Below are 26,293 nucleotides of genomic sequence, written 5' to 3'. Positions count from 1 at the left end.
GCGGCTGTAGCGCGGTGGTCCCACCTGACCCCATGCCGAACTCAGAAGTGAAACGCCGTAGCGCCGATGGTAGTGTGGGGTCTCCCCATGCGAGAGTAGGGAACTGCCAGGCATCAAATAAAGTGAAGAAGCCCATCCTGACGGATGGGCTTTTTTGCGTCTGTGCGCAGTGAAATCCGCCGGCTGCGGCGCAGCGCGTGCCATCGGGTGAAAAGCGAATCACGACACCGCTGCTATCGTCTTATCCACTGCATAACAAAGTCAGCAACTTGTTGTATATCATTGATATCTAACAGTGGAACATCCACAGCAAGCGGAACATCACTGGCAACTGCGATAACATATTCATCCAGTGCCAATTCTTCAGCACTATGACCGCAACCGTAGCGAAAAAGCAGGATTTTGGCGACAGGTTCATGCTTAAAGCCCTCAACCAGCACCATATCTAACGTTGAAACGTCCATCCGGCTTACCAGATACGCTAAATCCAGTTCGGGTTCTTCCGGTGTTTCTACCATTAACGCCCAACGTTGTTGGCTGGCGACTAGCGTTTGTGCTGCCCCGGCTTTACGTAGCTCATAGCTATCTTTGCCGGGCTTGTCGACATCCATATTGTGATGCGTATGTTTAATCAATCCGGGACGAATACCTCTGGCACGTAGCTCCGGAATCAATTTTTTGAGCAGAGTAGTTTTTCCCGTGCCGCTCCATGCTGCAATGGCGAGTAAAGGGATCATGATTTGTCCTGCCATTTTGCGAGTTCTTCGGGGGTGTTCACGTTCACGAACGCATCTTTGTGGTCGCTGAAGTCGACGGAGTGGCCTCCAGCCTGGCGCATAAAGACCATAACGCGTCTTTCACCGGACTGAAGATAATCCTGCAGCAAGGGCTGCATGGAGCGGTGCATCAGCGCAATGGCCGGATGATCTCTTTCTCCATCATGTACCCAGACAACCGGCGCAGCTTTACGCTGCTCCTTCAAACGTGTAACCAGATCATGAGGAATATAGGGCATATCGCACGGACAGAATAGAAACCAGTCTCCCGCTTGCTGCAGGAATACTGACAGCATCCCGGCCAGTGGGCCAGGGAAATCGGCCAATGAGTCGGGGATCACTTTCAGGCCGCTTCGCTGGTAAATCTCCCGGTGGCGATTGGCATTAACCACCACGGTTTCGACCTGCAAAGCGAGGGTATCTGCCACATGTCGCCAAAGAGGTTTACCGTCAAGCTCAAGCAGACCTTTATCGGTTCCACCCATCCGTCTGGCCTTACCACCTGCCAGCACAACCCCTGTTATTGCACTATCCTGAATCACTGATATCGCCTCTTTTAATGTGGGATTGACCCTGCTAACGTATCCGTATTGAGCCTAAGGAGCACAACCATGAAATGTAAACGTCTGAATGAAGTTATTGAACTCCTCCAGCCAGCCTGGCAGAAAGAACCCGATCTTAACCTGATGCAATTTTTACAGAAACTGGCGCAAGAGTCAGGTTTTGACGGCGAACTGGCGGATTTAACTGATGACATTCTGATCTATCATCTGAAAATGCGTGACTCAGCGAAAGACGCTGTCATCCCAGGTATTCAGAAAGATTATGAAGAAGATTTCAAAACCGCACTACTCCGCGCACGTGGCGTAATTAAAGAGTAAAAGCTTGTAATCGCCGCCACCGAAAGCCCTGCGAAATGATATCCTGAATTATTCGTAGTATTTTCGGATGATGGGATGAACGACAACGCTTTTAATTTCCAGACGCTACACCCGGATACCATCATGGATGCACTGTTTGAGCAGGGGATCCGGGTGGATTCCGGGCTTACCCCGCTTAACAGCTATGAAAACCGTGTCTATCAATTCCAGGATGAAGATCGTCGACGCTTTGTCGTTAAATTTTATCGCCCTGAACGCTGGTCTGTCGATCAGATCCAGGAAGAACACCAGTTTGCTCTGGAACTGGTGAGCGATGAAGTCCCGGTAGCTGCGCCGCTGGTACTAAACGGCCAAACGCTGCTAAGTCATCAAGGTTTTCATTATGCGATCTTCCCCAGCGTTGGTGGACGCCAGTTTGAGGCCGACAACATCGATCAGATGGAGGCTGTGGGTCGCTATCTGGGGCGTATGCATCAGACCGGCTGCAAGCGTACCTTTGCCTTTCGCCCAACGATTGGCCTTGAAGAGTATCTGACTGAGCCGCGTAACGTTTTTGAACACGCACCGCTGATTCCATCAGGGCAAAAAGCAGCCTTCCTGAAGGCAACGGATGCGCTGATCGCGCTCGTTACCGATCGCTGGCATACGCGTTTTAACACATTACGCCTGCACGGTGATTGCCATGCCGGTAATATTTTGTGGCGCGATGGCCCGATGTTTGTCGATTTAGATGATGCCCGTAATGGCCCGGCAGTTCAGGATTTATGGATGCTTCTCAATGGCGATAAAGCTGAACAACGCATGCAGCTTGAAACCATTATTGAAGCTTATGAAGAGTTTAGTGAGTTCGACACCTCTGAAATCGGACTGATAGAACCTTTACGCGCTATGCGTTTAGTTTATTATCTTGCCTGGCTAATTCGACGTTGGGCTGACCCTGCGTTTCCAAAAAACTTCCCGTGGTTAACCGGGGAAGATTACTGGCATCGTCAGACCGCGACCTTTATTGAGCAGGCAAAAATTCTGCACGAGCCCCCCTTACAATTAACGCCAATGTATTAATCGGAGAAACGTGAACATGAAAAAAATATGGCTGGCGCTGGCTGGTATGGTTTTAGCTTTTAGCGCATCTGCAGCGCAATTCCAGGATGGCAAACAATACATCACCCTGGAGAAGCCTGTTGCGGGTGAACCGCAAGTGTTGGAGTTTTTCTCCTTCTACTGCCCGCACTGCTACCAGTTTGAAGAAGTGCTTCACGTGTCTGATAACGTGAAGAAAAAGCTGCCGGAAGGCACCAAGATGACCAAATACCACGTCGAATTCCTGGGACCTTTGGGTAAAGATCTGACGCAGGCATGGGCGGTTGCTATGGCGCTGGGTGTTGAAGATCAGGTTACTGTTCCGCTGTTTGAAGGGGTTCAGAAAACTCAGACCGTTCAGTCTGTTGCTGATATCCGCAAAGTGTTTGTCGACGCAGGTATTAAAGGCGAAGACTATGATGCGGCATGGAACAGCTTCGTGGTGAAATCACTCGTGGCGCAGCAGGAAAAAGCGGCGGCTGATTTGCAGCTGCAGGGTGTTCCGGCGATGTTTGTGAATGGCAAATATCAGGTTAACCCGCAGGGTATGGATACCAGCAGCATGGATATCTTTGTACAACAGTATGCGGATACCGTGAAGTATCTGGTAGGCCAGAAGTAAAAGAAAAGCCGGTCACTGACCGGCTTTTTTATTTGAGGCTTTAATTGCGTCGAGCTGCGCGTCTTTCTCACTCCACAGCGTATTCAGCCATAGCTGAAACTGACGCTTGAAGCCCTTATCGTTCACGTAATCACCGTGCAACTCTTCATGGACTGGCTCCAGATCCACCCTCACGACGATACGCGTTAACTTACCGCTCAGCATATCGTAGAACGGTCTGCTGTTGTTTTCCGGATAGCACAACGTGACGTTTAACATTTTATCGAACTGTGACCCCAGGACGTTCAATGCCATCGCAATACCGGCCGCCTTGGGGGGAAGCAGGTTTTGATAGGGGGAACGGGTTTGCTCGCGTTTTTCTTTGGTAAACCGTGAACCCTCAACAAAATTCACAATGGTTGTCGGATGCGCACGAAATTTCTCGCAGGAACGACGCGTTGTTTCGACATCTTTACCGCGCCGTTCCGGATGGCGGAGCAGGTAGCCACGCGAATAGCGTTTCATAAACGGCATATCCAGCGCCCAGCAGGCCAGGCCAATAAAGGGTACCCAGGCCAGCTGTTGCTTGAGGAAATATTTATTCATCGGGATGTGTTTACGGAACAGAACGCAAAGCACAACGATATCGGCCCAACTGTAATGGTTACAAATGAGCAGATACCAGTTTTTCTTACTAAGACCTTCCAGCCCTTCGACATCCCACTTCAAACGTGGATTGAGGTGCAGCAGTAGCGCCAGACCCTCACACCAGCAGTACATCATGAAATTACAGAACACGGAAACCTTGCGCCAGACGACAGGAACGGGCAAAAGGAGTTTCACAACTCCGGCAAGGATGATCGGCACAGAACAGAAAATCGTGACCAATATGGTCAATACGATACTCAGTAACAGCGTTATCGCAGCGAGTATTCTCGTCATAATTAAATTATTCAAAAGGTTAGCCATAGACAGTGCGCTAAAGAGGCGCAAGGGGCTGATTTTATCAGAAAACGGACCAAATGATGGTTCTTCCCTGAATAGAAAAAACAGGAATATCTATCCACATCAGGATATAAGCTGTGAAAATGGAATAAAATGCTGTGTATTTATTTAACTCATTGAAATACATATAAAAATAATATGAAGCAATAATTGCCTTGTTATATTTAAAGAGCTGAAAATTATTTATTCACAAAGTTATCCACAGTCGTGTTTGCGAGCAAAGCAGAAGATCTGCAAAAGATTTTCGACAAATGCGGCGAAAAACTCATGTTTTCATCCTGTCTGTGGCATCCTTTACCCATAATCTGATAAACAGGCACGGACATTATGGTTCAGATCCCAGAAAACCCACTTATCCTTGTAGATGGCTCATCTTACCTGTATCGCGCATACCACGCATTTCCGCCGCTGACTAACAGCGCAGGAGAACCTACTGGTGCGATGTACGGTGTCCTTAACATGCTGCGTAGCTTGATTTTGCAATATCAGCCAACTCACGCAGCGGTGGTATTCGACGCCAAGGGTAAAACCTTCCGTGATGAGTTATTCGAACACTACAAGTCGCACCGCCCACCCATGCCGGACGATCTGCGTGCGCAGATTGAACCTCTGCATGCGATGGTGAAAGCGATGGGGCTGCCACTGCTGGCCGTTTCTGGCGTGGAGGCGGACGATGTCATCGGTACGCTGGCGCGGGAAGCGGAGAAGCTGGGTCGTCCGGTGCTGATTAGCACTGGTGATAAAGATATGGCTCAACTGGTGACACCGAATATCACCCTGATCAACACCATGACCAATACGATCCTCGGTCCGGATGAAGTGGTGAATAAATACGGCGTCCCACCAGAACTGATCATCGATTTCCTGGCGCTGATGGGGGACTCCTCAGATAACATTCCGGGTGTTCCTGGTGTGGGTGAAAAAACTGCGCAGGCGCTACTGCAGGGGCTGGGTGGGCTGGATACTCTCTATGCTGAATCAGACAAAATTGCGGGGCTGACATTCCGTGGTGCAAAAACCATGGCGGGCAAGCTTGAGCAGAATAAAGAGGTGGCGTACCTCTCATATCAATTGGCTACCATTAAAACGGATGTTGAGCTTGAGTTGACCTGCGAGCAGTTGGAAGTCCGTCAGCCGGTAGCAGAAGAACTGCTTGGTCTGTTTAAACAGTATGAATTCAAACGTTGGGTTAGCGACGTTGAAGCGGGTAAATGGCTACAGGCGAAGGGAACAAAACCGGCGGCAAAATCACAGGAAACCATCGTTGTCGATGAAAAAACTGAGCAACCTGCCACGGTGCTTTCCTACGACAACTATGTGACAATTCTGGACGAAACAACGCTGGAAGCGTGGATTGCAAAGCTGAAGAAAGCGCCCGTCTTCGCCTTTGATACTGAAACTGACAGCCTGGACAACATCTCCGCTAATCTGGTTGGCTTGTCTTTTGCCATTGAACCGGGTGTGGCTGCATATGTTCCTGTTGCCCATGATTATCTGGATGCCCCCGATCAGATCTCTCGCGACCGCGCGCTGGCGCTCCTGAAGCCGCTGCTGGAAGATGAGAACGCGCATAAAGTTGGACAAAACCTGAAGTACGATCGTGGTATCTTGGCCAATTATGGCATCGAGCTTCGCGGCATCACCTTTGACACCATGCTCGAATCCTACATTCTTAACAGCGTCGCTGGCCGACACGATATGGACAGCCTGTCGGACCGTTGGCTGAAACATAAAACTATCACCTTTGAAGAGATCGCCGGAAAGGGCAAAAACCAGCTGACCTTTAACCAGATAGCGCTGGAAGAAGCCGGTCGTTATGCTGCGGAAGATGCCGACGTTACACTACAGTTGCATCTGAAGATGTGGCCAGAATTGCAGCAGCATAAAGGGCCGCTGAACGTCTTTGAAAATATCGATATGCCGCTGGTTCCGGTTTTGTCTCGCGTTGAGCGCAACGGTGTGAAAATCGATCCGGCTGTTCTGCACAAGCATTCAGAAGAGCTGACGCTGCGTTTGAATGAGCTGGAGCAAAAAGCACATGAGATCGCTGGAGAAGTCTTTAACCTTTCCTCCACCAAGCAACTGCAAACTATCTTGTTTGAAAAGCAAGGTATTAAGCCGCTGAAGAAAACGCCGGGCGGCGCGCCATCAACGTCGGAAGAAGTACTGGAAGAGCTCGCGCTGGATTACCCGTTGCCCAAAGTGATCCTGGAATATCGTGGTTTAGCAAAACTGAAGTCGACCTATACGGACAAGCTTCCGTTGATGATAAACAAGAAAACCGGGCGTGTGCACACTTCCTATCATCAGGCGGTTACCGCAACGGGTCGCCTGTCTTCAACGGATCCGAACCTGCAAAATATCCCGGTACGTAATGAGGAAGGTCGTCGTATTCGTCAGGCGTTCATTGCGCCAGAAGACTATGTGATTGTCTCTGCGGACTACTCACAGATTGAACTGCGCATCATGGCGCATCTCTCGCGTGATAAAGGTCTGCTTACCGCGTTTGCCGAAGGGAAAGATATTCACCGTGCAACGGCGGCGGAAGTCTTTGGCTTACCGCTGGATTCTGTGACCGGTGAACAACGCCGCAGCGCGAAAGCCATCAACTTCGGTCTGATCTACGGAATGAGCGCCTTTGGTCTGGCGCGCCAGTTGAATATTCCACGTAAAGAAGCGCAGAAGTACATGGACCTCTACTTCGAGCGCTATCCTGGTGTGCTGGAATATATGGAACGTACGCGGGCGCAGGCGAAAGAACAAGGTTATGTCGAAACCCTGGAAGGGCGTCGCCTCTATTTACCGGATATTAAATCCAGTAATGGCGCTCGTCGAGCGGGTGCAGAACGCGCGGCAATTAACGCCCCGATGCAGGGTACTGCCGCAGACATTATAAAACGAGCCATGATTGCGGTAGACGGATGGCTGCAAACCGAGCAACCGCGTGTGCGTATGATCATGCAGGTACACGATGAACTGGTGTTTGAAGTGCATAAAGATGACCTTGAAAGCGTCTCTAAAAAGATCCACCAACTGATGGAAAACGAGACCCAGATTGACGTGCCGTTGCTGGTGGAAGTCGGCAGTGGCGAAAACTGGGATCAGGCGCACTAAGGGTTTACTGAATAACGGCTCTTTTTCGTAACTAAGCAACATAAGATAGAACTTTTTGTGATGTCCATTAGAATTCCCTATGTAAGGAATGAAAAAAAATTACAAAAAGTGCTTTCTGCGCTGCTCAAAAAAGAGTAAAGTTATTCACGTAGGGTACAGAGGTAAGATGTTCTATCTTTCAGACCTTTTACTTCACGTAATCGGATTTGGCTGAATATTTTAGCCGCCCCAGTCAGTAATGACTGGGGCGTTTTTTATTGTGCGAAAGAAGGTTTCGCACATACTGTAGGCCGGATAAGACGCGTAGTGGCGCCATCCGGCAATACGGTGGGTTATTCCCCGTCCTGCATCTCTTCAATCGGTGCCAGTTCACTAAACCAGCTATCCAGCTTCTGCCGCAGTTTGTCCACCCCCAGCTTTTTCAGTGATGAAAATGCTTCTACCTGCACATCACCGTTAAATGCCAGTACGGCTTCACGTACCATATTCAACTGCGCTTTGCGTGCGCCGCTGGCCAGTTTGTCTGCTTTAGTCAGCAGCACCAAAACCTGAACGTTACTCTCAACCGCCCACAGGATCATCTGCTGATCGAGATCTTTTAGCGGGTGGCGAATATCCATCAGTACCACCAGACCTTGCAGGCTCTGACGTTTTTCCAGATATTCAGCCAGCGCGCGCTGCCATTTGCGTTTCATCTCTTCCGGCACTTCGGCATAGCCGTAACCTGGCAAATCGACCAGGCGTTTGCCGTCAACAACTTCAAACAGGTTGATAAGCTGGGTACGACCCGGCGTTTTAGATGTACGCGCCAGACCTTTTTGATTCGTCAGGGTATTTAGCGCACTGGATTTGCCTGCGTTGGAACGGCCAGCAAAAGCCACTTCTATTCCGGTGTCGGAAGGTAAGTGGCGAATATCAGGCGCACTCATCACAAAATGCGTCTGTTGATAATTCAAGTTATTCAAAGCAGTCCTCTCCATCAATCAGGGCTTTGCAGCGATTATACCTGAACCCCAGCAAAAGGCTGGTTTTTCGACGTGCGGGCTGTGTAAGTAAAAACCTCGCACTTTGTGAGACATTGCTGATAGTTTCTATACGAGATGGCACGTCATACATTGGACTCATTCAAATAAATCATGCAATTACGAACGGGTTAAATTCTGAAAAGTTGAAATTGTTACCCAGGTTACTTGTACGATTAAGCTAAAAAGGTAAAGTAGTATCCATAGCGAGGAAGCTGACAGGATAGACGACTCAGGATGAGGGTCAGGAGCGCCAGGAGGCGAAGACACAGGATTGTCAGGAAGACAAACGTCCGGAGACGTTGATAAAAGGAAATGGAAACAACACGGAATGTTTCAGGCTAAGGGAAAAACAGGGTGTGTTGATAGCCAACAGGGATAGTAGAGCCCGTAAGGGTTGAGAGTCAGGATAAAAGGCGACAGATTACTCTGTCGCCTTTTTTCTTTATTTCTGCTAGATTCCGGCGCAATTATATACTGAATAAAAACAGCCAAAGACGAATCATGATGAAACCAACTTCTACACCACGCGGTAAAGGTCCTGCAAAAGCGCGTCGTAAAACACGCGAAGAAATTAATCAGGAAGCTCGCGACCGTAAGCGTCAGAAAAAACACCGTGGTCATGCGGCAGGTAGCCGTGCGTCCGGTAGTGAAGGCGCATCTGGTGGCGGAAACCAAAATAAGCAAAAAGATCCTCGTACTGGCAGCAAAAAACCCATTCCATTGGGCGTGACCGAAAAAGTCACCAAACAGCACAAACCGAAGAGTGAGAAACCTATGCTTTCACCACAGGCTGAGTTGGATTTACTGGAAACGGATGAGCGCCTGGATGCGCTGCTGGAGCGTCTTGAAGCAGGAGAAACCCTGAGCGCGGAAGATCAAACCTGGGTTGATGCCAAGCTGGACCGCATCGATGAGCTGATGCAAAAGCTGGGGCTTTCTTACGATGACGAGGAAGAAGAGGAAGAGGAAGAAAAGCAGGAAGACATGATGCGCCTGTTGAAAGGCGGCAACTAACGGTTTTACACCGTGGGTCTTCCCGTCCTGCTTATAACCCTTCCGGTTATATGTTATCTGGTGTGGTTATTCGTTAAACTACAGCGGTTGTCGCGGCGACAGAAGTGGCTGCGCAACCGGCTCATCACCCGCACAGGGGTTAAGCCGGTACGCCGTACCCGCCAGAGACGCCATCGGAAGGAGTGAGCATGTCAGAGCAGCTAATAGACTGGGACCTGGCCCTGATCCAGAAATATAACTATTCCGGGCCACGATATACCTCGTACCCGACCGCGCTGGAGTTTTCTGAAGACTACGGCACAGAAGCATTTCTAAAGGCCGTGGCGCGTTATCCTGAGCGTCCGCTCTCGCTGTACGTTCACATCCCGTTCTGCCACAAACTGTGCTACTTCTGTGGCTGCAACAAGATTGTGACTCGCCAGCAGCATAAAGCCGATCAATACCTCGATGCCCTGGAACAAGAAATCATTCATCGCGCTCCGCTGTTCGCCGGACGCCATGTCAGCCAGTTGCATTGGGGCGGCGGTACGCCAACGTACCTGAACAAAGCACAAATCAGCCGTTTGATGTCGTTACTGCGTGGTAACTTCAACTTTAACAATGACGCTGAAATCTCGATCGAAGTTGATCCGCGCGAAATTGAGTTGGATGTCCTTGATCATTTACGTGCTCAAGGTTTTAACCGTCTGAGCATGGGGGTACAGGATTTCAACAAAGAAGTTCAGCGCCTGGTGAACCGTGAGCAGGATGAGGCGTTTATCTTTGCGCTGCTGAATCATGCGCGGGAGATTGGCTTTACCTCAACAAATATTGATCTGATTTATGGCCTGCCAAAACAGACGCCGGAAAGCTTTGCCTTCACCCTGAAACGCGTGTCTGAGTTGAATCCAGACCGTCTGAGCGTCTTTAACTACGCGCACCTGCCAACGCTGTTTGCTGCTCAACGCAAGATTAAAGATGCTGATCTGCCCAGCGCGCAGCAGAAGCTGGATATTCTGCAGGAGACCATCTCTTCACTGACCGAAGCCGGCTATCAGTTCATTGGCATGGATCACTTTGCCCGCCCGGACGATGAACTGGCCATTGCTCAACGCAAAGGCGTGTTGCATCGTAATTTCCAGGGGTATACCACCCAGGGCGATACTGATTTACTGGGGATGGGTGTATCGGCTATCAGCATGATTGGCGACAACTACGCGCAGAACCAGAAAGAGCTGAAGCACTATTACCAGCAGGTCGACGAGCAGGGGAACGCGCTGTGGCGTGGAATTACGCTGACCCGCGACGACTGCATTCGTCGGGATGTGATTAAGCTTTTGATCTGCAACTTCCGCCTCGACTATGCCGCTGTGGAACAGCAATGGGATCTGAACTTCGCTGACTATTTTGCCGAAGACCTGAAACTGCTGGCACCACTGGCGAAAGATGGGCTGGTGGATGTGGATGAGAAGGGGATTCAGGTTACGTCGAAGGGGCGCCTGTTGATCCGTAATATTTGCATGTGCTTTGATGCTTATCTGCGTCAGAAAGCGCGGATGCAGCAGTTCTCACGGGTGATTTAACGTTTTGCCCGGTAGCGCCAGCGCCACCGGGCAAACTGCTTAGCTGAACAGCCCTACCAGCGCCGCACACAGCACTGCGGCAACCGCAGTTTGTGGCGTATGGCTTTCGACCGCACCGCTCGACAGCAGATTAATCATTGATTCCAGCATGATGACTTCCCCCGTTTGCCGGGCACGATCATACTTAACTCATCGGAACAGTAAAGCGCAAAATAGCAGCAATTTGCGCTCAATTATCAATCTTTACACAGTGACAAATCGTCACTCCATTCCGAGTTCTTTTAACTTACGTGTCAAGGTATTGCGGCCCCAGCCAAGCAGGCGTGCGGCTTCCTGTTTGTGCCCTTGGGTATGACGTAGCGCGGTGGTCAACAGCGTGCGCTCCATTTCCGGTTGAGCCTCAGAAAGCAGGTTTTGATGACCGGAACGCAAGGCCCGGTCTGCCCACTGTGCCAACAGGGTTGCCCAGCTGTCTGGCTGCATATGGGACGGTGCGTCAGGCACGGTGGTTTCAAACAGCTCGGCCGGTAAGTCCTGAATCAGCACCTCCTGTCCGGCGGCCATGACGGTTAACCAGCGGCAGGTGTTCTCAAGCTGACGCACGTTACCCGGCCAGGCCAGACGGGTCAGCGCCGCCTCGGTCTCCGGGTGTAATTGTTTGGCTTCAACGCCCAGTTCGCGCGCGGCCTCCTGCAGGAAATGACGCGCCAGACGTGGGATATCTTCCCGACGTTCACGCAGCGGCGGCAAATGTACGCGGATGACGTTCAGACGATGGAATAAGTCTTCGCGGAATTTGCCTTCCTGTACGCGCAGTTCCAGATTCTGGTGTGTGGCGGCGATAATACGTACGTCCACCTTCACGGGCGCATAGCCGCCAACGCGATAAAATTGGCCGTCGGCTAATACGCGCAGTAAACGCGTTTGCACGTCCAGCGGCATATCACCTATTTCATCGAGAAATAGCGTACCGCCGTCAGCCTGTTCAAAGCGTCCCTGGCGAATCGTATTCGCCCCGGTAAACGCCCCTTTTTCATGGCCAAACAGCTCAGACTCGATCAAGTCTTTCGGAATAGCCGCCATGTTCAGCGCGATAAATGGCGCTTTGACGCGCGGGCTATGACGATGCAACGCATGGGCGACCAGCTCTTTACCGGTCCCGGACTCTCCGTTAATCAATACGCTGATTGACGACCGGGACAGTCGGCCAATTATGCGAAAGACATCCTGCATTGCCGGCGCTTCGCCGATGATGTCAGTTGTTGGGCCGTTGATCTGAACATTGCGCGGCTGCTGCTGTTCCTGATAATGGCTGATGGCACGTTCGACAAGCGCTACGGCTTCATCGATATCAAAAGGTTTGGGCAGATAATCAAACGCCCCTTGCTGGTAGGCGCTGACTGCAGCATCCAGATCGGAGTGTGCGGTCATTATGATGACCGGAAGCATCGGATGCCGCGCTTTGATCTGTTTTAACAGCGTCAGACCGTCCATGCCCGGCATGCGAATATCCGACAACAGTACGTCAGGCGTTTTGCTGGCCAGCGCGTCCAGCACCTCTTTACCGCTTTCAAATGTTGTGCAGCTTAGTCCTGCCCCTGCGAGCGCACGTTCAAGCACCCAACGGATGGAACTATCGTCATCAACTACCCAGACTATTCCTCGTTGCATAAACGTCACCTTTATTTCCTGATAGGCAGGTAAACCGAGAATTCGGTATGACCCGGCCAGCTGGTAAATTCAATTTTGCCGGAATGTTGATCAATCAAATTACGGGCAATGGATAATCCAAGGCCGGTACCGCCTTCGCGACCGCTGACCATTGGGTAGAACAGCGTGTCCTGCAAATGCGAGGGAATACCCGGACCGTTATCCTCAACATCAATCCGTGCTGCCAGGCGATAACGTACGCCGTGCAGCGTGAGCTGAAACGCGGTGCGGGTACGCAGAATGATCTCACCGCCTTCCGGTCCCAGCGCCTGCAAAGCATTGCGCACGATGTTTAACAGAACCTGCTCGATCTGATCCGGGTCGTGCAGTAATTCGGGCAGACTCGGGTCGTAATCACGAATCAGCGTGACGTTTTCCGGGAGCTCCATTGAGACCAGCGCCACTACGCGCTCCGCCACCTTGTGAATACTTTCCGTGACGTGCATACCCGGCTGTTGTGGTCCCAGCAGACGGTCGACCAGATTACGCAGACGGTCGGCCTGCTCAATAATGACTTTGGTATATTCGGTCAGCGCCGGGTCCGGAAGCGCTTTGCTGAGCAGCTGCGCCGCGCCGCGTAATCCACCCAACGGGTTCTTGATTTCGTGCGCCAAACCGCGCACCAGATCGCGGGCGGCAATCTGCTGGGCGTGCTGGAGCTGCTCCTGGCTCAGACGACGCTGGTTATCCATTGGCGCCATCTCCAGCAGGATAAGGCCATCAGGCAGCCTCTGAGCAGTCACTGAGAGGATATGGGAGTGGCTGTCTATCACCAGCGTCACTTCGTTATCCGTAAAGCCCTGGCCCGCTTCCAGGCTCTCTCGCATCAATCCGATGTTTAAGGAGAAATAACTCAACAGATCGGGAAGCGGGGTACCAAACAGTTTGCGGGAGCTTTGGGCGAGCAGCTGTTGTGCCGCAGGGTTGGCGTAATGTACCGCCAGCTCATCGTCGACGAGTAAAATGCTGTTGATTAAAGAATTGAGGATCTGCCCAGCATCGGGCAGCGTGCCGGTTGCCATTCAGCAGTCTCCTGAAAAGTGTTGCACCAATTTAGTGCATTATAGCTTTTTACGCATAAAAAGCGCGAGAAAGCAGGTTGTTAGTGGAGAAAAAAGCCCATCGTGTGATGGGCTAAAAGTTCCACGGCAACTCAATTCCAGGTTATCGCGCCAGCGCGTGACGCGACCTTATCTGGAAAGTACAACTCAAACGATTAAACGCTGTAGTACAGCTCAAACTCTACCGGGTGCGGAGTCATACGCACACGGTCATCTTCTTCGCGACGCAGCGTAATGTATGCATCGATCGCTTCATTGGTGAACACGCCGCCTGCAGTCAGGAACTCACGGTCCAGATCCAGTTCTTTCAGTGCTTCTTCCAGAGAACCAGCAACCTGTGGGATCTCTTTCGCTTCTTCCGGCGGCAGGTCATACAGGTTTTTGTCCATGGCTTCGCCCGGGTGGATCTTGTTCTTGATACCGTCAAGACCGGCCATCAGCAGTGCTGCGAAGCACAGGTACGGGTTAGCAGCCGGGTCCGGGAAACGCACTTCAATACGACGCGCTTTCGGAGAAGCAACAACCGGAATACGGATAGAAGCAGAACGGTTACGGGCAGAGTAAGCCAGCATTACCGGCGCTTCGTAGCCAGGGACCAGACGCTTATAGGAGTTCGTGGTCGGGTTAGCCAGGGCGTTGATCGCTTTAGCGTGTTTGATTACGCCGCCGATGTAGAACAGCGCCTGCTCAGACAGACCCGCATATTTGTCGCCAGAGAACAGGTTTACGCCGTTCTTTGACAGGGACATGTGGCAGTGCATACCGGAACCGTTATCACCGAACATCGGTTTTGGCATAAAGGTCGCGGTTTTACCGAAACGGTGCGCAACGTTGTGCACAACGTATTTGTAGATCTGAATTTCGTCCGCTTTTTTGGTCATGGTGTTAAAGCGGGTCGCGATTTCGTTCTGGCCAGCAGTCGCCACTTCGTGGTGATGTGCTTCAACAACCAGGCCCATCTCTTCCATGATCAGACACATGGTAGAACGGATGTCCTGAGAAGAATCTACCGGAGGAACCGGGAAGTAACCGCCTTTCACGCCAGGGCGGTGACCTTTGTTACCACCTTCGTATTTGGTGGAAGAGTTCCATGCGCCTTCGATGTCATCGATAGCCACGTGAGAACCGGAGATAGATGCGCCGAAGCGGATGTCGTCAAACAGGAAGAACTCTGGCTCTGGCCCGAACAGAACGGTGTCTGCGATGCCGGTAGAACGCAGATACTCTTCAGCGCGTTTTGCGATGGAGCGCGGGTCGCGGTCATAGCCCTGCAGCGTACCGGGTTCCAGGATATCGCAACGGATGATCAGAGTAGACTCTTCATAGAACGGGTCGATGAGTGCAGTAGATGCATCTGGCATCAGAACCATGTCTGATTCGTTAATGCCTTTCCAGCCACCGATTGAGGAGCCGTCAAACATTTTGCCTTCTTCAAAGAATTCGGCATTTACCTGATGAGCAGGAATAGTGACGTGCTGTTCTTTACCTTTAGTATCAGTGAAGCGCAAATCAACAAACTTCACTTCGTGTTCGTTCAGCATCGTCAAAACGTGTTCAGCGGACATACTTACTCTCCCGGATTGGTCATGGTCGTCGTGGTAACGAAGTCTTCAATTCTGCAAAAAATTGGCCGTGTCGCCGTAAAAAATATAAAGCGAAATCTGTGCCAACTTTTAAATTGCCCCTAAAAGGCGTTATCATGCGCACTATCGTGCAAAGGGGCTGCACCATGAAGGTTGTATTGCACCATTATAGTGCTTTAATGTGAACATTAAGCACCATATTGGTGCAAAGCATGTCAGATTACCCCTTTTAACGCTCCGTGAATGTGATCACAAAGAAACTCTGCAATACTTGTTTGCGGAGGATGTTTGTGATCCTGTTTTGTACTGCGATTAATCCGTGTACAATAACGCGCTATTTCTAAAATGCCTGAGGCAAAGTTGTGATCGAAAATTTGCGTAACATCGCCATCATCGCGCACGTAGACCATGGTAAAACGACCCTGGTAGACAAGCTGCTCCAACAATCCGGTACGTTCGATGCACGTGCTGAAACCCAAGAGCGCGTGATGGACTCCAACGATTTGGAGAAAGAGCGTGGGATTACCATCCTCGCTAAAAACACCGCTATCAAATGGAATGACTACCGTATCAACATCGTTGATACCCCGGGGCACGCCGACTTCGGTGGTGAAGTTGAACGTGTAATGTCCATGGTCGACTCCGTGCTGCTGGTGGTGGATGCAATGGATGGTCCGATGCCGCAGACGCGCTTCGTGACCAAAAAAGCCTTTGCCCATGGCCTGAAGCCAATTGTTGTTATCAACAAAGTTGACCGTCCTGGCGCGCGTCCTGACTGGGTTGTTGACCAGGTATTCGACCTGTTCGTTAACCTCGACGCTACCGACGAGCAGCTGGACTTCCCGATCGTTTACGCTTCCGCGCTGAACGGTATCGCAGGTCTGGATCACGAAGATATGGCTGAAGACATGACTCCGCTGTATCAGACCATCGTTGATCGTGTACCGGCTCCGAACGTAGATCTTGATGGCCCGCTGCAGATGCAAATCTCTCAGCTGGACTACAACAACTACGTTGGCGTAATCGGCATTGGCCGCATTAAACGCGGTAAAGTTAAACCGAACCAGCAGATCACTATCATTGATAGCGAAGGCAAAACCCGTAACGGTAAAGTCGGTAAAGTCCTGACTCATCTGGGTCTGGAACGTATCGAGAGTGATATTGCCGAAGCCGGTGATATCATCGCGATCACCGGTCTGGGCGAACTGAACATCTCCGACACCATCTGCGATCCGCAGAACGTCGAAGCGCTGCCGGCTCTGTCCGTTGATGAACCGACCGTAACCATGTTCTTCTGCGTAAACACCTCTCCGTTCTGTGGTAAAGAAGGTAAATATGTTACCTCTCGTCAGATCCTTGACCGCCTGAACAAAGAGCTGGTGCACAACGTTGCGCTGCGCGTTGAAGAAACCGAAGATGCGGATGCGTTCCGTGTATCCGGTCGTGGTGAGCTGCACCTGTCTGTTCTGATTGAAAACATGCGTCGTGAAGGTTTCGAAATGGCGGTTTCCCGTCCGAAAGTAATCTTCCGCGAAATCGATGGCCGTAAACAAGAGCCGTTCGAAAACGTAACGCTGGACGTCGAAGAGCAGCATCAGGGTTCTGTCATGCAGGCTCTGGGTGAGCGTAAAGGCGACCTGAAAAACATGAATCCAGATGGCAAAGGCCGCGTACGTCTTGACTACGTGATCCCAAGCCGTGGTCTGATCGGTTTCCGTTCAGAATTCATGACCATGACTTCCGGTACCGGTCTGCTGTACTCCACCTTCAGCCACTACGACGATGTTCGTGCGGGTGATGTGGGTCAGCGTCAGAACGGCGTACTGATCTCCAATGGCCAGGGTAAAGCAGTTGCGTTCGCACTGTTCAGCCTACAGGACCGCGGTAAGCTGTTCCTGGGCCACGGTGCTGAAGTTTACGAAGGCCAGATCATCGGTATTCACAGCCGTTCTAACGACCTGACTGTAAACTGCCTGACCGGTAAGAAACTGACCAACATGCGTGCGTCCGGTACTGACGAAGCAACGGTTCTGGTTCCGCCGGTTAAGATGACTCTGGAGCAGGCTCTGGAATTCATCGATGACGACGAACTGGTAGAAGTTACTCCAACCTCTATCCGTATTCGTAAGCGTCACCTGACTGAAAACGATCGTCGCCGTGCAATGCGTGGCGCGAAAGAAGAGTAATTAACGCTCTTTCTCAGGTAAGCATAAAAAAGCCGCTGATTATCAGCGGCTTTTTTTATCTAAAAGATCAGGTCGTTTCCTGCTCTGCAATGACTAGCTCAATATTTTCTAAATCAAGCAATTGCTTGAATGAATTGGGTGGCTGGGAATCGGTAAAAAATGCTCGAATTTTACGCATATTACCGATGGATACAGCGGCTGAGGCAGTAAACTTAGTATGATCAGCAACTAACAGCGTATTACGTGCATGCTTAATCATCGTTTTGGCGACAAGCGCTTCGTTAACGTCAAATTCCAATAGGGTGCCGTCTTCTTCAATGGCACCAATACTAGTAATCAAATAGTCGGCTCTGAATCCTTCAATAAAGTTCACTGCTCCTGGACCAACAATACCGCCATTATGAGCACGTAGCGTTCCACCGGGCACCATGACCTCAAGATCTTGATTCTTATATAAGACCTGTGCAACACGAAGACTGTTAGTAATGATGCGGAGATCCCGGCGGTTCAGCAAAGCTCGTGCGACGGCTTCCACCGTTGTACCAATGGTAATAAATACCGTACAGCGTTCAGGAAGATAATCAGCAACCGCCTCCGCAATCGCTTCTTTTTCCTGGGTAAGGGACAACTCTCGCTGTTCAAAGGCGGTATTCATGACGCTGGATACACGTCCGGCTCCACCATGATGTCTGGTGATCAAGCCCTGTTCGCTTAATTTACGAATATCCCGGCGCACGGTTTGCGTGGACACGTCCAGCAATTGTGCGAGCTCTTCGATATTCATATAGCCGCGTTCTGTAATGTAATGAACAAGTTGATCGTGTCGCGGATTACCGGTGACTTCAATGATGCTCATGAATACTCCTGGACTTCTTCCCCGTAATTGTTGGCTATTTTACGCATAAAGTGACAAAAATGATTCGGTTTGCGCACGATTAGGAATTCCGGCTCGTCCACCCGCCTGAGTGCATTTCATCGCCGCCACCGCACTTGCGAAGCGAATCGCCTGGTCAGTCGGCATTTGCTCTGCAAGAGCTGCTGCCATTGCACCATGGAAAACATCGCCTGCACCGGTTGTATCCACAACATTGACAGAAAATGCAGTCTGTTGACACATATGCCCATTTTCGACCCATAGTGACCCTTCGCCACCAAGCGTAACGTACACTTTACCATTGGTTTGCTCAGCGGCCAGTTTAAGTGCCTGTTGTGCATCATCTTGCCCGGTCATTCTTTTCAGACCTGGAGTTGAAAAAACGGCATGATCGGCCAGCGCCACCAATGGGGTTATATCTTGTGGTGTCATATCGGCATCCAACAGCGTTGGAACTCCAGCGGCACGTGCCAGTTCGAAGGATTTCAACGTTCCTTCATGCCAACGTACATCGGCCAGAACGATGTCATAACGGGAAAAATCAATCGACTCCAGCCACCCTGCATCCGTATCGAGATCTGGGCTTGGATAGTTCACGATGATGCGTTCGCCATGCTGGTCGACCAAAATTGCGGACTGGGATGAACGGGAGTTCGGGTATTGCCGGCAGAACGCCGTATTGACCCCCCAGCTCTGAAGCTCGTTAAGCAAGGTATCCCCACAACTGTCATCGCCTACACGTCCTATAAAATCAACGTCAATACCAAGCCGGGCAATGGCGACAGCTGCCGTTGCTGCCGGGCCGCCACCTGTCTCCAGATATTGATTTGACTGATATTTCCCCCCGCCATCGGGCAGGCTGTTCAGAGAATAAATACGGTCCTGAACGGTGATTCCAACACATGCAATTCTGGTCATATTTGGTTAGTCCTGTGTGATCTTGTCTTCTTTTGTTCATTTTAATGACATAAATGATCAAATTAGTGACGTGTGTCTTGTTTTTAGTCATAAATTACAAATATGCTCAAAAACAGACGAAAACGATTTTTTAATTGTAATTATTTTGTCAACCTGAGACAGGAGAGCATTCATGACAACCGTTGCATTTTTGGGCTTGGGCCAGATGGGCAGCCCAATGGCTAATAATCTGTTGCAAAAGGGACATGCTTTGCGTGTGTTCGACGTAAACCAACAGGCAGTCAATGAATTAGTACAAAAAGGTGCGACTGCTACTCAAACACCTGCCGAAGCCGCTAAAGATGCCGAATTCATTATCACTATGCTGCCAAATGGCGACATCGTTCGGCAAGTTCTGCTGGGTAAAGATGGCGTAAGCGAAGGCCTGTCTCCCAATGCATTGGTTATTGACATGTCCACGATTCATCCATTGCAGACCGATGCATTGATCCATGAGATGAAAGAGAAAGGCATCAGCATGATGGATGCCCCCGTGGGCAGGACGTCAGTTAACGCGATTGACGGCACGCTGCTGATTCTTGCTGGCGGAACGCCTGAACAGGTTGAACGTGCTCGCCCTGTGCTGATGTGTATGGGGAATGAGCTGGTGGAAGCTGGCGGTCCCGGTATGGGGATCCGCGTAAAGCTCATCAATAACTATATGAGTATTGCGCTGAACGCCTTGTCAGCGGAAGCCGCTGTTCTTTGCGAATCATTGGGTTTGAGCCTTGATGTGGCCATTAAAGTCATGAGCGGCACTGCCGCAGGCAAGGGGCACTTTACGACAACCTGGCCTGGCAAGGTACTTAAAGGAGACCTTTCTCCGGCATTCATGGTGGACCTCGCGTTGAAAGACCTGCGCATTGCCGTCGATGTCGCTAGTCAGACCGGCGCGCCGCTCAATATGGGCATTGCAGCAGAAACCTATTACACCCGTGCCAGCGAGAACGGTCGAGGCCGTCAGGACTGGAGTGCACTGTTATCTCAGGTTCGTCAGCAGGCTGGCCGACCAGATTCACTCTAAATTTTAAACAGTTACAGGAGTTATTATGTCTTCCCACAATACCCCATACACGCTGAAAGATATTTCTCGCCCTGGCGGTGGATTTGCCATGCTGGCCGTTGATCAGCGTGAAGCAATGCGCCTGATGTTTGCAGCGTCTGGACACCCTAAACCGGTTGCCGACAGCGTATTGACTGATTTTAAAGTTGCAGCAACACAAATTCTGTCTCCTTACGCTTCAGCGGTTCTGGCAGATAAACAATTTTGTCTCGATCAGATTGTCTCTCAAGGTGCAGTGGCTGATTCATGTGGACTGATTGTGGCGGCTGACCATTTTGTTCCGGGTAATGGTATTCCAGTTGATAGTGTCGAAATTGACAGAGCGATTGATCCGCATAAAGCCCGCGAAATGGGTGCGAAAGCCATGAAGTTGTTGGTGCTGTGGCGTGAAGATGAACCTGCAGAAGAACGTTTGGCTATGGTGGCTGAGTTTGTTCAACGCTGCCGTAGCGCAGGGTTGGTCAGCATCATTGAACCGGTCGTCCGACCTCCTCGTCGTGGTTGGGAATTTGACCGGGAAAGTGCCATCGTTGCCGCAGCGGCTGAACTCGGTTGCACCGATGCTGACCTCTATAAAGCTGAAATGCCATTAGGCGGCAAAGGTGATGAACAGACCCTACTTGCTGCGTGTCAAAAGTTGCATGAACAAATGAAAATGCCGTGGGTCATTCTCTCTTCTGGTGTTGATGCGGATATTTTTGGCCGCGCGGTCCGTATCGCCATAAAGGGTGGAGCTTCCGGATTCCTGGCAGGGCGTGCCGTTTGGGCATCGGTTGTTGGTGCTCAAGATCCGCAAACAATGTTGCGTGATGTGTCGGTTCCACGCTTACAACGTCTGGCAGAAATCGTCGATGAAGGGATTTCTCAGCGTTAATCACCCATTTTAACGAATCTGGAGAAGAACCATGGATAAGATTACCCAAGTTCTATTTTCTGATATTGGGAAGGTGACCACCCAATATGTTGAGCTGCCGCACCAGGAACTTAAACCGCAAGAAGTCCGCATTGCTCCGGTGTTTTACGGAATATGTGGCTCTGATCTGCATGTACTGAAAGGAGGACACCCATTTGCAAAACCTCCGGTTGTGCCTGGACATGAAATTGCGGCACGCGTAACTGAAGTGGGCAGTGAAGTAACGAATGTTAAGCCGGGCGATCATGTCGTAGTCGACCCGATAATGGCCTGCATGGAGTGTCGTGCTTGTAAAGCGGGCCGCTTTAATCTCTGTGAGCCGCCACAGGTTGCAGGCTTCCGGGCACCGGGTTTTGCCCGCTCGCAGCACATTGTACCTGCACGAAATTGCCATGTTGCACCTGCTTCGTTACCACTAAAAACACTGGCTTTCGCTGAGCCCGCAGCCTGCGCGCGTCATTGCGTGAGCCGTATGCCGAAAGCGTCATTGGAAAGTGTACTAGTGATAGGTGCAGGGACAATAGGCTTATCCATCGTTCAAGCATTGCGCATCATGGGCGCGGGAAAGATCACCGTCATCGAACCTGATGCCGCCAAGCGCGCGTTGTCGTTAAAGCTAGGTGCCACCGAAGTCTGGGCTCCGGGGGAATTGGATGCACAGGTCCGTTTTACGGGGGCAATTGATGTTGTTGCTGCCCAGACCACGCTGAATGATGCATTTACCCACGTTTATGCTGGCGGAACGGTAGTGTGCATGGGGGTACCGAGTGGCCCACGTGAAATACCTCTTCCGATGATGCAGCGCTTCGAACGCGATTTGTTGAATTCCGGCATGTATATCCCGGAAGACTTCGATGCCGTGATTGAATGGCTTGCGGATGGGCGGTTTGACACCAGCGAACTGGTGACTGATCTCTTCCCTGTCGAAGATGCGGATAAGGCGTTTGAACGTGCGCAGCAAAATGACTCTATAAAAGTCATGCTGCAATTTGCTGAGGTTTGATGCTGTAACCCTCTGTCTGGCGCTGCTTATGGGTAGCGCCATCCTACAACAATGAAAAAGGATGCTGCGATGAGTCACATCACCAGTCCTACACCTTACTCGATCGGCCGTCCCCAGGACGTGATTGATATTGTTAACAAACATTCAGCAGTAAACACCAGTGTCGGCGTCATTTTTATCGCTCTTGGCGGCATTCTAATTGATGCCTATCAGGCGGCGATGGTGGGGTTTGGTAATAAATATATTGCATTGCAATTTGGTATTTCACCGGGGCTGGCGGCGACGGTTAACGCCTCTGTTTTAGTCGCCGCCCTGATTGGTGGATTACTGGCGAACCGTGTGATTAACCGCTTTGGTCAAAAGCGTGCTTTTATCATCGGAATGGGCCTGTGCACAATAGGTGCCGCAGCCGTCGCGATAGCCCCGAACATCTGGTGGGTGCTGGTGTGTCGCGTAATCATGGGATTTGGCTTGGGTATTGATTTCCCGCTGGCAACAAATGCGGTGGCAGAACTACGCGGCTCAACATCTAAGAAAACCGGTTCGTCAGTTAATCTCTGGCAAATGGCCTGGTATGTATCAACTACGGTCGTCTATCTTGTGCTGCTTCCACTGTTGTTGTCGGGTATCGCAGAAGAGCAATTATGGCGCTATGGTATTTTCATTGGTGCTATTTTTGCCGTCATTATCATGATCCTGCGTTATTTCTTCATCGGTGAGTCTGCAATGTGGGCCGCACGAGTCGGACGTTATGATAAAGCCTGCGATATTCTGGCTAAACGCTATGGTGTTCATGCTCGCGTTGCTGCCAAACCAAAAAGCGATGATTTTTCTGCTGAAAAAACAGAAAGTAAGTTTCATGGTGGTTATGGGATTTTATTTAACTCACGTTATCGCAAACGTACTATTCTCGGCTGCGTTGTGGCGACGATGCAAGCCTGGCAATATAACGCCGTGGGTGTTTATTTACCTCTGACTTTGGCGGGAATACTGAGCGGTGGATTAACTGGGGCTCTTAGCGGTTCTGCGGTAGTGAATGCCCTGTGTGGCATTACAGGTGGATTGATTGGTTCACTTATCCTCCAGCGTTTGGGTACTCGCTTTCAGTCGATGTATGGTTTCGCCGTCGTAACGGTTGCATTACTGGCTTTAGGTGCATTAGCAACCACCAACCCATGGCTTTCTTTAGGTTTGTTGGGCGCAATCATTTTCTTCCATTCAGCGGGCCCGGGCGGCCTGGGAATGACCATTGCCACACTTTCTTATCCACCATCTATTCGCCCGACCGGCGTAGGATTTGCTCGTGCCATTATGCGTACAGGGGCAATTGCCGGACTTATTTTCTGGCCTATGTTATGGGGAGCGCTAAAGACAGATGCATTCTATTGGCTGGCAGTTGTTCCTTTCCTTGGTTTCCTGACATGCGTATTGATCAAGTGGGAACCACTTGGTGCAAACGTTGACGCTGAAGACGCTGAGGTACTGGCTGAGCTGGATAAATAACAAGCAAGCGCGTCGCAAAATGTCGACGCGCTTTTTCGTATAAATCCGCCGCTTTTTTAGTGATTTTATTGCGCAGATTTCTCGCCGACCCGGAGAGGAAAATTATGGCTGAAATAGTACAGGCACAAGGGAAAGAACTATCCGGCAAAGCCATGAGGCGCGTTGTCATGGGAAGTTTCGCTGGCGCACTGATGGAATGGTACGATTTTTTCATTTTCGGAACGGCAGCGGGGCTTATCTTCGCTCCTCTATTTTTCCCTGATAGCGATCCTTTTATTGGTCTGATCGCCGCATTCGCGACTTTTGGTGTTGGTTTCTTATCACGTCCGTTAGGGGGCATTGTTTTTGGCCACTTTGGCGATAAAGTCGGTCGCAAAATAACGTTGATTTGGACATTAGCGATTGTTGGTTCATCAACGTTTTTAATCGGCTTCATACCAACATATAAGGACATTGGTATCTGGGCTCCGATTATTTTGATGGTTTTGCGTCTGGTGCAGGGATTCGGTCTAGGTGGGGAATATGGCGGAGCCGCATTAATGACTATTGAATCTGCGCCTGAAGCAAAACGAGGATTTTTAGGTTCGCTTCCACAAACGGCAGCCTCGGTTGGGATTATGCTGGCGACAGGGGTGTTTGCAATATGTAATCACTTTCTAACCCAAGAAGAGTTTTTGGATTGGGGTTGGCGTATCCCTTTTTGGCTGTCTGCCATCATGTTAATTGTTGGGATGTTCATACGACTGCATACTGAAGAGACTCTGGACTTTAAGAAACAAAAAACGGCTGTATCGAAGAAAAAATCAGCGCCGCCGTTGATTGAACTTTTCCGCAAACATCCACGTAATATTTTATTGGCGCTTGGCGCGAGACTGGCAGAGAGCGTTTCGTCGAATATTATTAATGCGTTTGGGATTGTCTATATTTCTAGTCAGCTGGCGTTATCCAGGGATATTCCACTCAACGGTATGTTGATCGCTTCGGCAATTGGCATTGTATGTTGTCCATTAATTGGTTGGATTTCCGACCGCGTTGGGCAACGGCGGATGTATTTGTTTGGCGCTGGTTTTTGCATCCTTTTCGCATTTCCATTCTTCATGCTCCTGGATACAAAAAGCACACTCATTATTTGGTGCTGCATGATTCTTGGCTATAACCTGGGGCCAACGATGATGTTTGCTGTACAGCCCACCTTATTTACCCGTATGTTCGGAACACGAGTGCGTTATACGGGTCTTTCATTTGCCTATCAGTTCTCAGCAATTCTGGGTGGGTTAAGCCCGCTAATTGCTTCCAGCTTGTTGGCACTGGGAGGCGGGAAACCGTGGTATGTAGCACTGTTTCTGTTTGTTATCTCAATACTTTCATTCATTTGCGTCTGGCTTATAGAGCCACATTCAGGCAATAAAAATGACGCTAATAACATTTAACTTCTTACCGAAATATCAGAGAGCAATAACATGAACAATGAATTGAATACTGAGCATTATCAAGCATTACAGCGTGCTTTTGATACCGCCTGGCCGGGACCGATCGGCCAACCTATTTTGCTGGAAAAAGGACATTTACATCTGCAAGTTTTTCCGCGTGATGGTGCCAGAATCACCTCGCTACAGGCATTTGGTTTTGAAGTGTTACGTCAATGGGAGCCACAGCGTAAAGCATTTCAGTATGGCTGCTTTCCTATGGTTCCTTGGGCAGGCCGCCTTGGCGATGCAACGTTAACAATGGGGGAGAAGCAGTACGCATTACCTGCTAACAAACCGCCCCATGCTCTACATGGTATGGCCTGTTATTCATCATGGGAAATTGTCGAACATAAAGCAGACACCTTGAAACTGCGCATGCCACTTGGCGCTCCTTGGCCCTGGCAAGGAGAGGTCCTGCAGACGTTGACTCTTGAAGACGATGCGTTAATTCTGCGACTTGAAATTCACACCATGTCTGAAACTTTTCCGGCATCTGCTGGATGGCACCCCTGGTTTGTAAAACAACTGGGCCAGCAGAATGAAGAAGATGAATTACTGGTATGTTTTAAGGCCAACTGGCAGGAAGAAGCCGGGAATAATGAGTTACCAACAGGTAATAAAATCCCTCCGCAATCAGGTCCGTGGGATGACTGCTTTGGTTTTAATGACGGTCTCAATGTCAGATTACAGTGGCCAGGTAAGCTGAGTATGACGATGACATCGAGTGCGCAAAGTCTGGTTATCTTTGACAAACAGCCCGACGCAACATGTGTCAATCCGCTTACTCAGGCGCCAAATGCGATAAATAGGACACCGCAGTTTGTCAGTGCAGGTCTTCCGTTGGTGATTGAGTCGCGCTGGCAATTTACACAGGAATTCTGATGGCTTAGCCAATAATCCCGACAGGGACGCA

General features: G+C 50.3%; 24 protein-coding genes, 1 rRNA gene and 1 pseudogene. 16 read left to right on the top strand and 10 right to left on the bottom strand.

Going from position 1 to position 26,293, the window contains the following annotated elements:
• Positions 1-112: ribosomal RNA gene (gene rrf / locus ACU8YC_RS22370) — 5S ribosomal RNA — on the top strand; the annotation flags it as partial.
• A gap of 121 nt (positions 113-233) precedes the next feature.
• Here rrf and mobB read toward each other — a convergent pair.
• Positions 234-737, bottom strand: coding sequence for a molybdopterin-guanine dinucleotide biosynthesis protein MobB (gene mobB, locus ACU8YC_RS22365; protein ID WP_252838836.1), 504 nt, complete (start codon positions 735-737; stop codon positions 234-236).
• Positions 734-1,318 (bottom strand): molybdenum cofactor guanylyltransferase MobA, encoded by a 585-nt coding sequence (mobA, locus tag ACU8YC_RS22360; protein ID WP_252838837.1) that lies wholly within the window; start codon positions 1,316-1,318, stop codon positions 734-736. Before mobA ends, mobB begins: the two co-directional genes overlap by 4 nt.
• A 69-nt stretch (positions 1,319-1,387) precedes the next feature.
• On the opposite strand from mobA, the gene ACU8YC_RS22355 reads away from it, so the two are divergent.
• From ACU8YC_RS22355 to dsbA, 3 genes are all read left to right on the top strand, one after another.
• Positions 1,388-1,657, top strand: a complete 270-nt coding sequence (locus ACU8YC_RS22355) for a YihD family protein (RefSeq protein ID WP_003028616.1) — start codon at positions 1,388-1,390, stop codon at positions 1,655-1,657.
• Between the two features lie 75 nt (positions 1,658-1,732).
• Complete coding sequence (locus tag ACU8YC_RS22350; RefSeq protein ID WP_151218402.1) at positions 1,733-2,719, top strand: serine/threonine protein kinase; 987 nt, start codon at positions 1,733-1,735, stop codon at positions 2,717-2,719.
• 16 nt (positions 2,720-2,735) lie between these two features.
• The gene (gene dsbA, locus ACU8YC_RS22345; protein ID WP_003028621.1) at positions 2,736-3,359 is read left to right on the top strand and encodes a thiol:disulfide interchange protein DsbA; all 624 of its coding nucleotides are present in this window, start codon (positions 2,736-2,738) and stop codon (positions 3,357-3,359) included.
• Positions 3,360-3,371: 12 nt separating this feature from the next.
• On the opposite strand, the gene ACU8YC_RS22340 is transcribed toward dsbA, so the two are convergent.
• Positions 3,372-4,307: an acyltransferase gene (locus ACU8YC_RS22340; RefSeq protein WP_187254004.1), complete on the bottom strand. Its 936-nt coding sequence runs from the start codon at positions 4,305-4,307 to the stop codon at positions 3,372-3,374.
• 363 nt (positions 4,308-4,670) lie between these two features.
• Here ACU8YC_RS22340 and polA point away from each other — a divergent pair, with 363 nt between their 5' ends.
• A complete protein-coding gene (polA, locus tag ACU8YC_RS22335) occupies positions 4,671-7,457 on the top strand; it encodes a DNA polymerase I (RefSeq protein ID WP_151218403.1) in 2,787 nt (928 codons plus the stop codon).
• Positions 7,458-7,623: 166 nt separating this feature from the next.
• Complete coding sequence (locus ACU8YC_RS22330; RefSeq protein ID WP_071892919.1) at positions 7,624-7,671, top strand: spot 42 RNA, inhibition of DNA synthesis; 48 nt, start codon at positions 7,624-7,626, stop codon at positions 7,669-7,671.
• A gap of 118 nt (positions 7,672-7,789) precedes the next feature.
• On the opposite strand, the gene yihA is transcribed toward ACU8YC_RS22330, so the two are convergent.
• A complete protein-coding gene (yihA, locus tag ACU8YC_RS22325; RefSeq protein ID WP_210905518.1) occupies positions 7,790-8,422 on the bottom strand; it encodes a ribosome biogenesis GTP-binding protein YihA/YsxC in 633 nt (210 codons plus the stop codon).
• Between the two features lie 260 nt (positions 8,423-8,682).
• Here yihA and ACU8YC_RS22320 point away from each other — a divergent pair.
• The 3 genes and pseudogenes from ACU8YC_RS22320 to hemN all read left to right on the top strand — a co-directional run bounded on the left by ACU8YC_RS22320 (position 8,683) and on the right by hemN (position 11,058).
• A pseudogene (locus ACU8YC_RS22320) lies at positions 8,683-8,880 on the top strand (hypothetical protein).
• Positions 8,881-8,986: 106 nt separating this feature from the next.
• On the top strand, positions 8,987-9,496 hold the full coding sequence (yihI, locus tag ACU8YC_RS22315) for a Der GTPase-activating protein YihI (RefSeq protein ID WP_247605078.1): 510 nt from the start codon (positions 8,987-8,989) through the stop codon (positions 9,494-9,496).
• A 188-nt stretch (positions 9,497-9,684) separates the two neighbouring features.
• Positions 9,685-11,058, top strand: coding sequence for an oxygen-independent coproporphyrinogen III oxidase (gene hemN, locus ACU8YC_RS22310; protein WP_252838838.1), 1,374 nt, complete (start codon positions 9,685-9,687; stop codon positions 11,056-11,058).
• Between the two features lie 39 nt (positions 11,059-11,097).
• Here the strand turns inward: hemN and ACU8YC_RS22305 are convergent, their stop codons facing one another.
• From ACU8YC_RS22305 to glnA, 4 genes are all read right to left on the bottom strand, one after another.
• Positions 11,098-11,208 carry a YshB family small membrane protein gene (locus tag ACU8YC_RS22305; RefSeq protein WP_003028631.1) on the bottom strand — a complete coding sequence of 37 codons (111 nt, stop codon included), beginning with the start codon at positions 11,206-11,208 and terminating at the stop codon, positions 11,098-11,100.
• A gap of 111 nt (positions 11,209-11,319) precedes the next feature.
• Positions 11,320-12,729 carry a nitrogen regulation protein NR(I) gene (gene glnG, locus ACU8YC_RS22300; protein WP_151224146.1) on the bottom strand — a complete coding sequence of 470 codons (1,410 nt, stop codon included), beginning with the start codon at positions 12,727-12,729 and terminating at the stop codon, positions 11,320-11,322.
• 11 nt (positions 12,730-12,740) lie between these two features.
• On the bottom strand, positions 12,741-13,790 hold the full coding sequence (gene glnL / locus ACU8YC_RS22295; protein WP_005121842.1) for a nitrogen regulation protein NR(II): 1,050 nt from the start codon (positions 13,788-13,790) through the stop codon (positions 12,741-12,743).
• Positions 13,791-13,984: 194 nt separating this feature from the next.
• Positions 13,985-15,394: a glutamate--ammonia ligase gene (gene glnA, locus ACU8YC_RS22290; protein WP_003028638.1), complete on the bottom strand. Its 1,410-nt coding sequence runs from the start codon at positions 15,392-15,394 to the stop codon at positions 13,985-13,987.
• Between the two features lie 380 nt (positions 15,395-15,774).
• Here glnA and typA point away from each other — a divergent pair, with 380 nt between their 5' ends.
• On the top strand, positions 15,775-17,598 hold the full coding sequence (gene typA / locus ACU8YC_RS22285; RefSeq protein WP_003028641.1) for a ribosome-dependent GTPase TypA: 1,824 nt from the start codon (positions 15,775-15,777) through the stop codon (positions 17,596-17,598).
• A gap of 67 nt (positions 17,599-17,665) precedes the next feature.
• Here typA and ACU8YC_RS22280 read toward each other — a convergent pair whose 3' ends face one another.
• Together ACU8YC_RS22280 and ACU8YC_RS22275 are read right to left on the bottom strand one after the other, a co-directional pair.
• Positions 17,666-18,454: a DeoR/GlpR family DNA-binding transcription regulator gene (locus ACU8YC_RS22280; RefSeq protein WP_446895755.1), complete on the bottom strand. Its 789-nt coding sequence runs from the start codon at positions 18,452-18,454 to the stop codon at positions 17,666-17,668.
• 39 nt (positions 18,455-18,493) lie between these two features.
• A complete protein-coding gene (locus tag ACU8YC_RS22275; protein WP_446895754.1) occupies positions 18,494-19,390 on the bottom strand; it encodes a sugar kinase in 897 nt (298 codons plus the stop codon).
• A gap of 172 nt (positions 19,391-19,562) precedes the next feature.
• Between ACU8YC_RS22275 and yihU the strand changes: the two genes are divergently transcribed.
• The 6 genes from yihU (at position 19,563) to ACU8YC_RS22245 (ending at position 26,262) form a co-directional block, all read left to right on the top strand.
• A complete protein-coding gene (yihU, locus tag ACU8YC_RS22270) occupies positions 19,563-20,453 on the top strand; it encodes a sulfolactaldehyde 3-reductase (RefSeq protein ID WP_446895753.1) in 891 nt (296 codons plus the stop codon).
• 25 nt (positions 20,454-20,478) lie between these two features.
• Positions 20,479-21,366: an aldolase gene (locus ACU8YC_RS22265; RefSeq protein WP_071696212.1), complete on the top strand. Its 888-nt coding sequence runs from the start codon at positions 20,479-20,481 to the stop codon at positions 21,364-21,366.
• A gap of 31 nt (positions 21,367-21,397) precedes the next feature.
• Complete coding sequence (locus ACU8YC_RS22260) at positions 21,398-22,408, top strand: zinc-dependent alcohol dehydrogenase (protein WP_446895752.1); 1,011 nt, start codon at positions 21,398-21,400, stop codon at positions 22,406-22,408.
• A gap of 69 nt (positions 22,409-22,477) precedes the next feature.
• Positions 22,478-23,911, top strand: coding sequence for an MFS transporter (locus tag ACU8YC_RS22255; RefSeq protein ID WP_071696214.1), 1,434 nt, complete (start codon positions 22,478-22,480; stop codon positions 23,909-23,911).
• Positions 23,912-24,015: 104 nt separating this feature from the next.
• Positions 24,016-25,341, top strand: a complete 1,326-nt coding sequence (locus tag ACU8YC_RS22250; protein ID WP_446895751.1) for an MFS transporter — start codon at positions 24,016-24,018, stop codon at positions 25,339-25,341.
• A gap of 30 nt (positions 25,342-25,371) precedes the next feature.
• Positions 25,372-26,262: an aldose epimerase family protein gene (locus tag ACU8YC_RS22245; RefSeq protein ID WP_071696215.1), complete on the top strand. Its 891-nt coding sequence runs from the start codon at positions 25,372-25,374 to the stop codon at positions 26,260-26,262.
• Positions 26,263-26,293: the final 31 nt, after the last annotated feature.

This window comes from Citrobacter sp. VF227, assembly GCF_052950715.1.
This window is presented reverse-complemented; position numbering and strand designations above follow the sequence as displayed.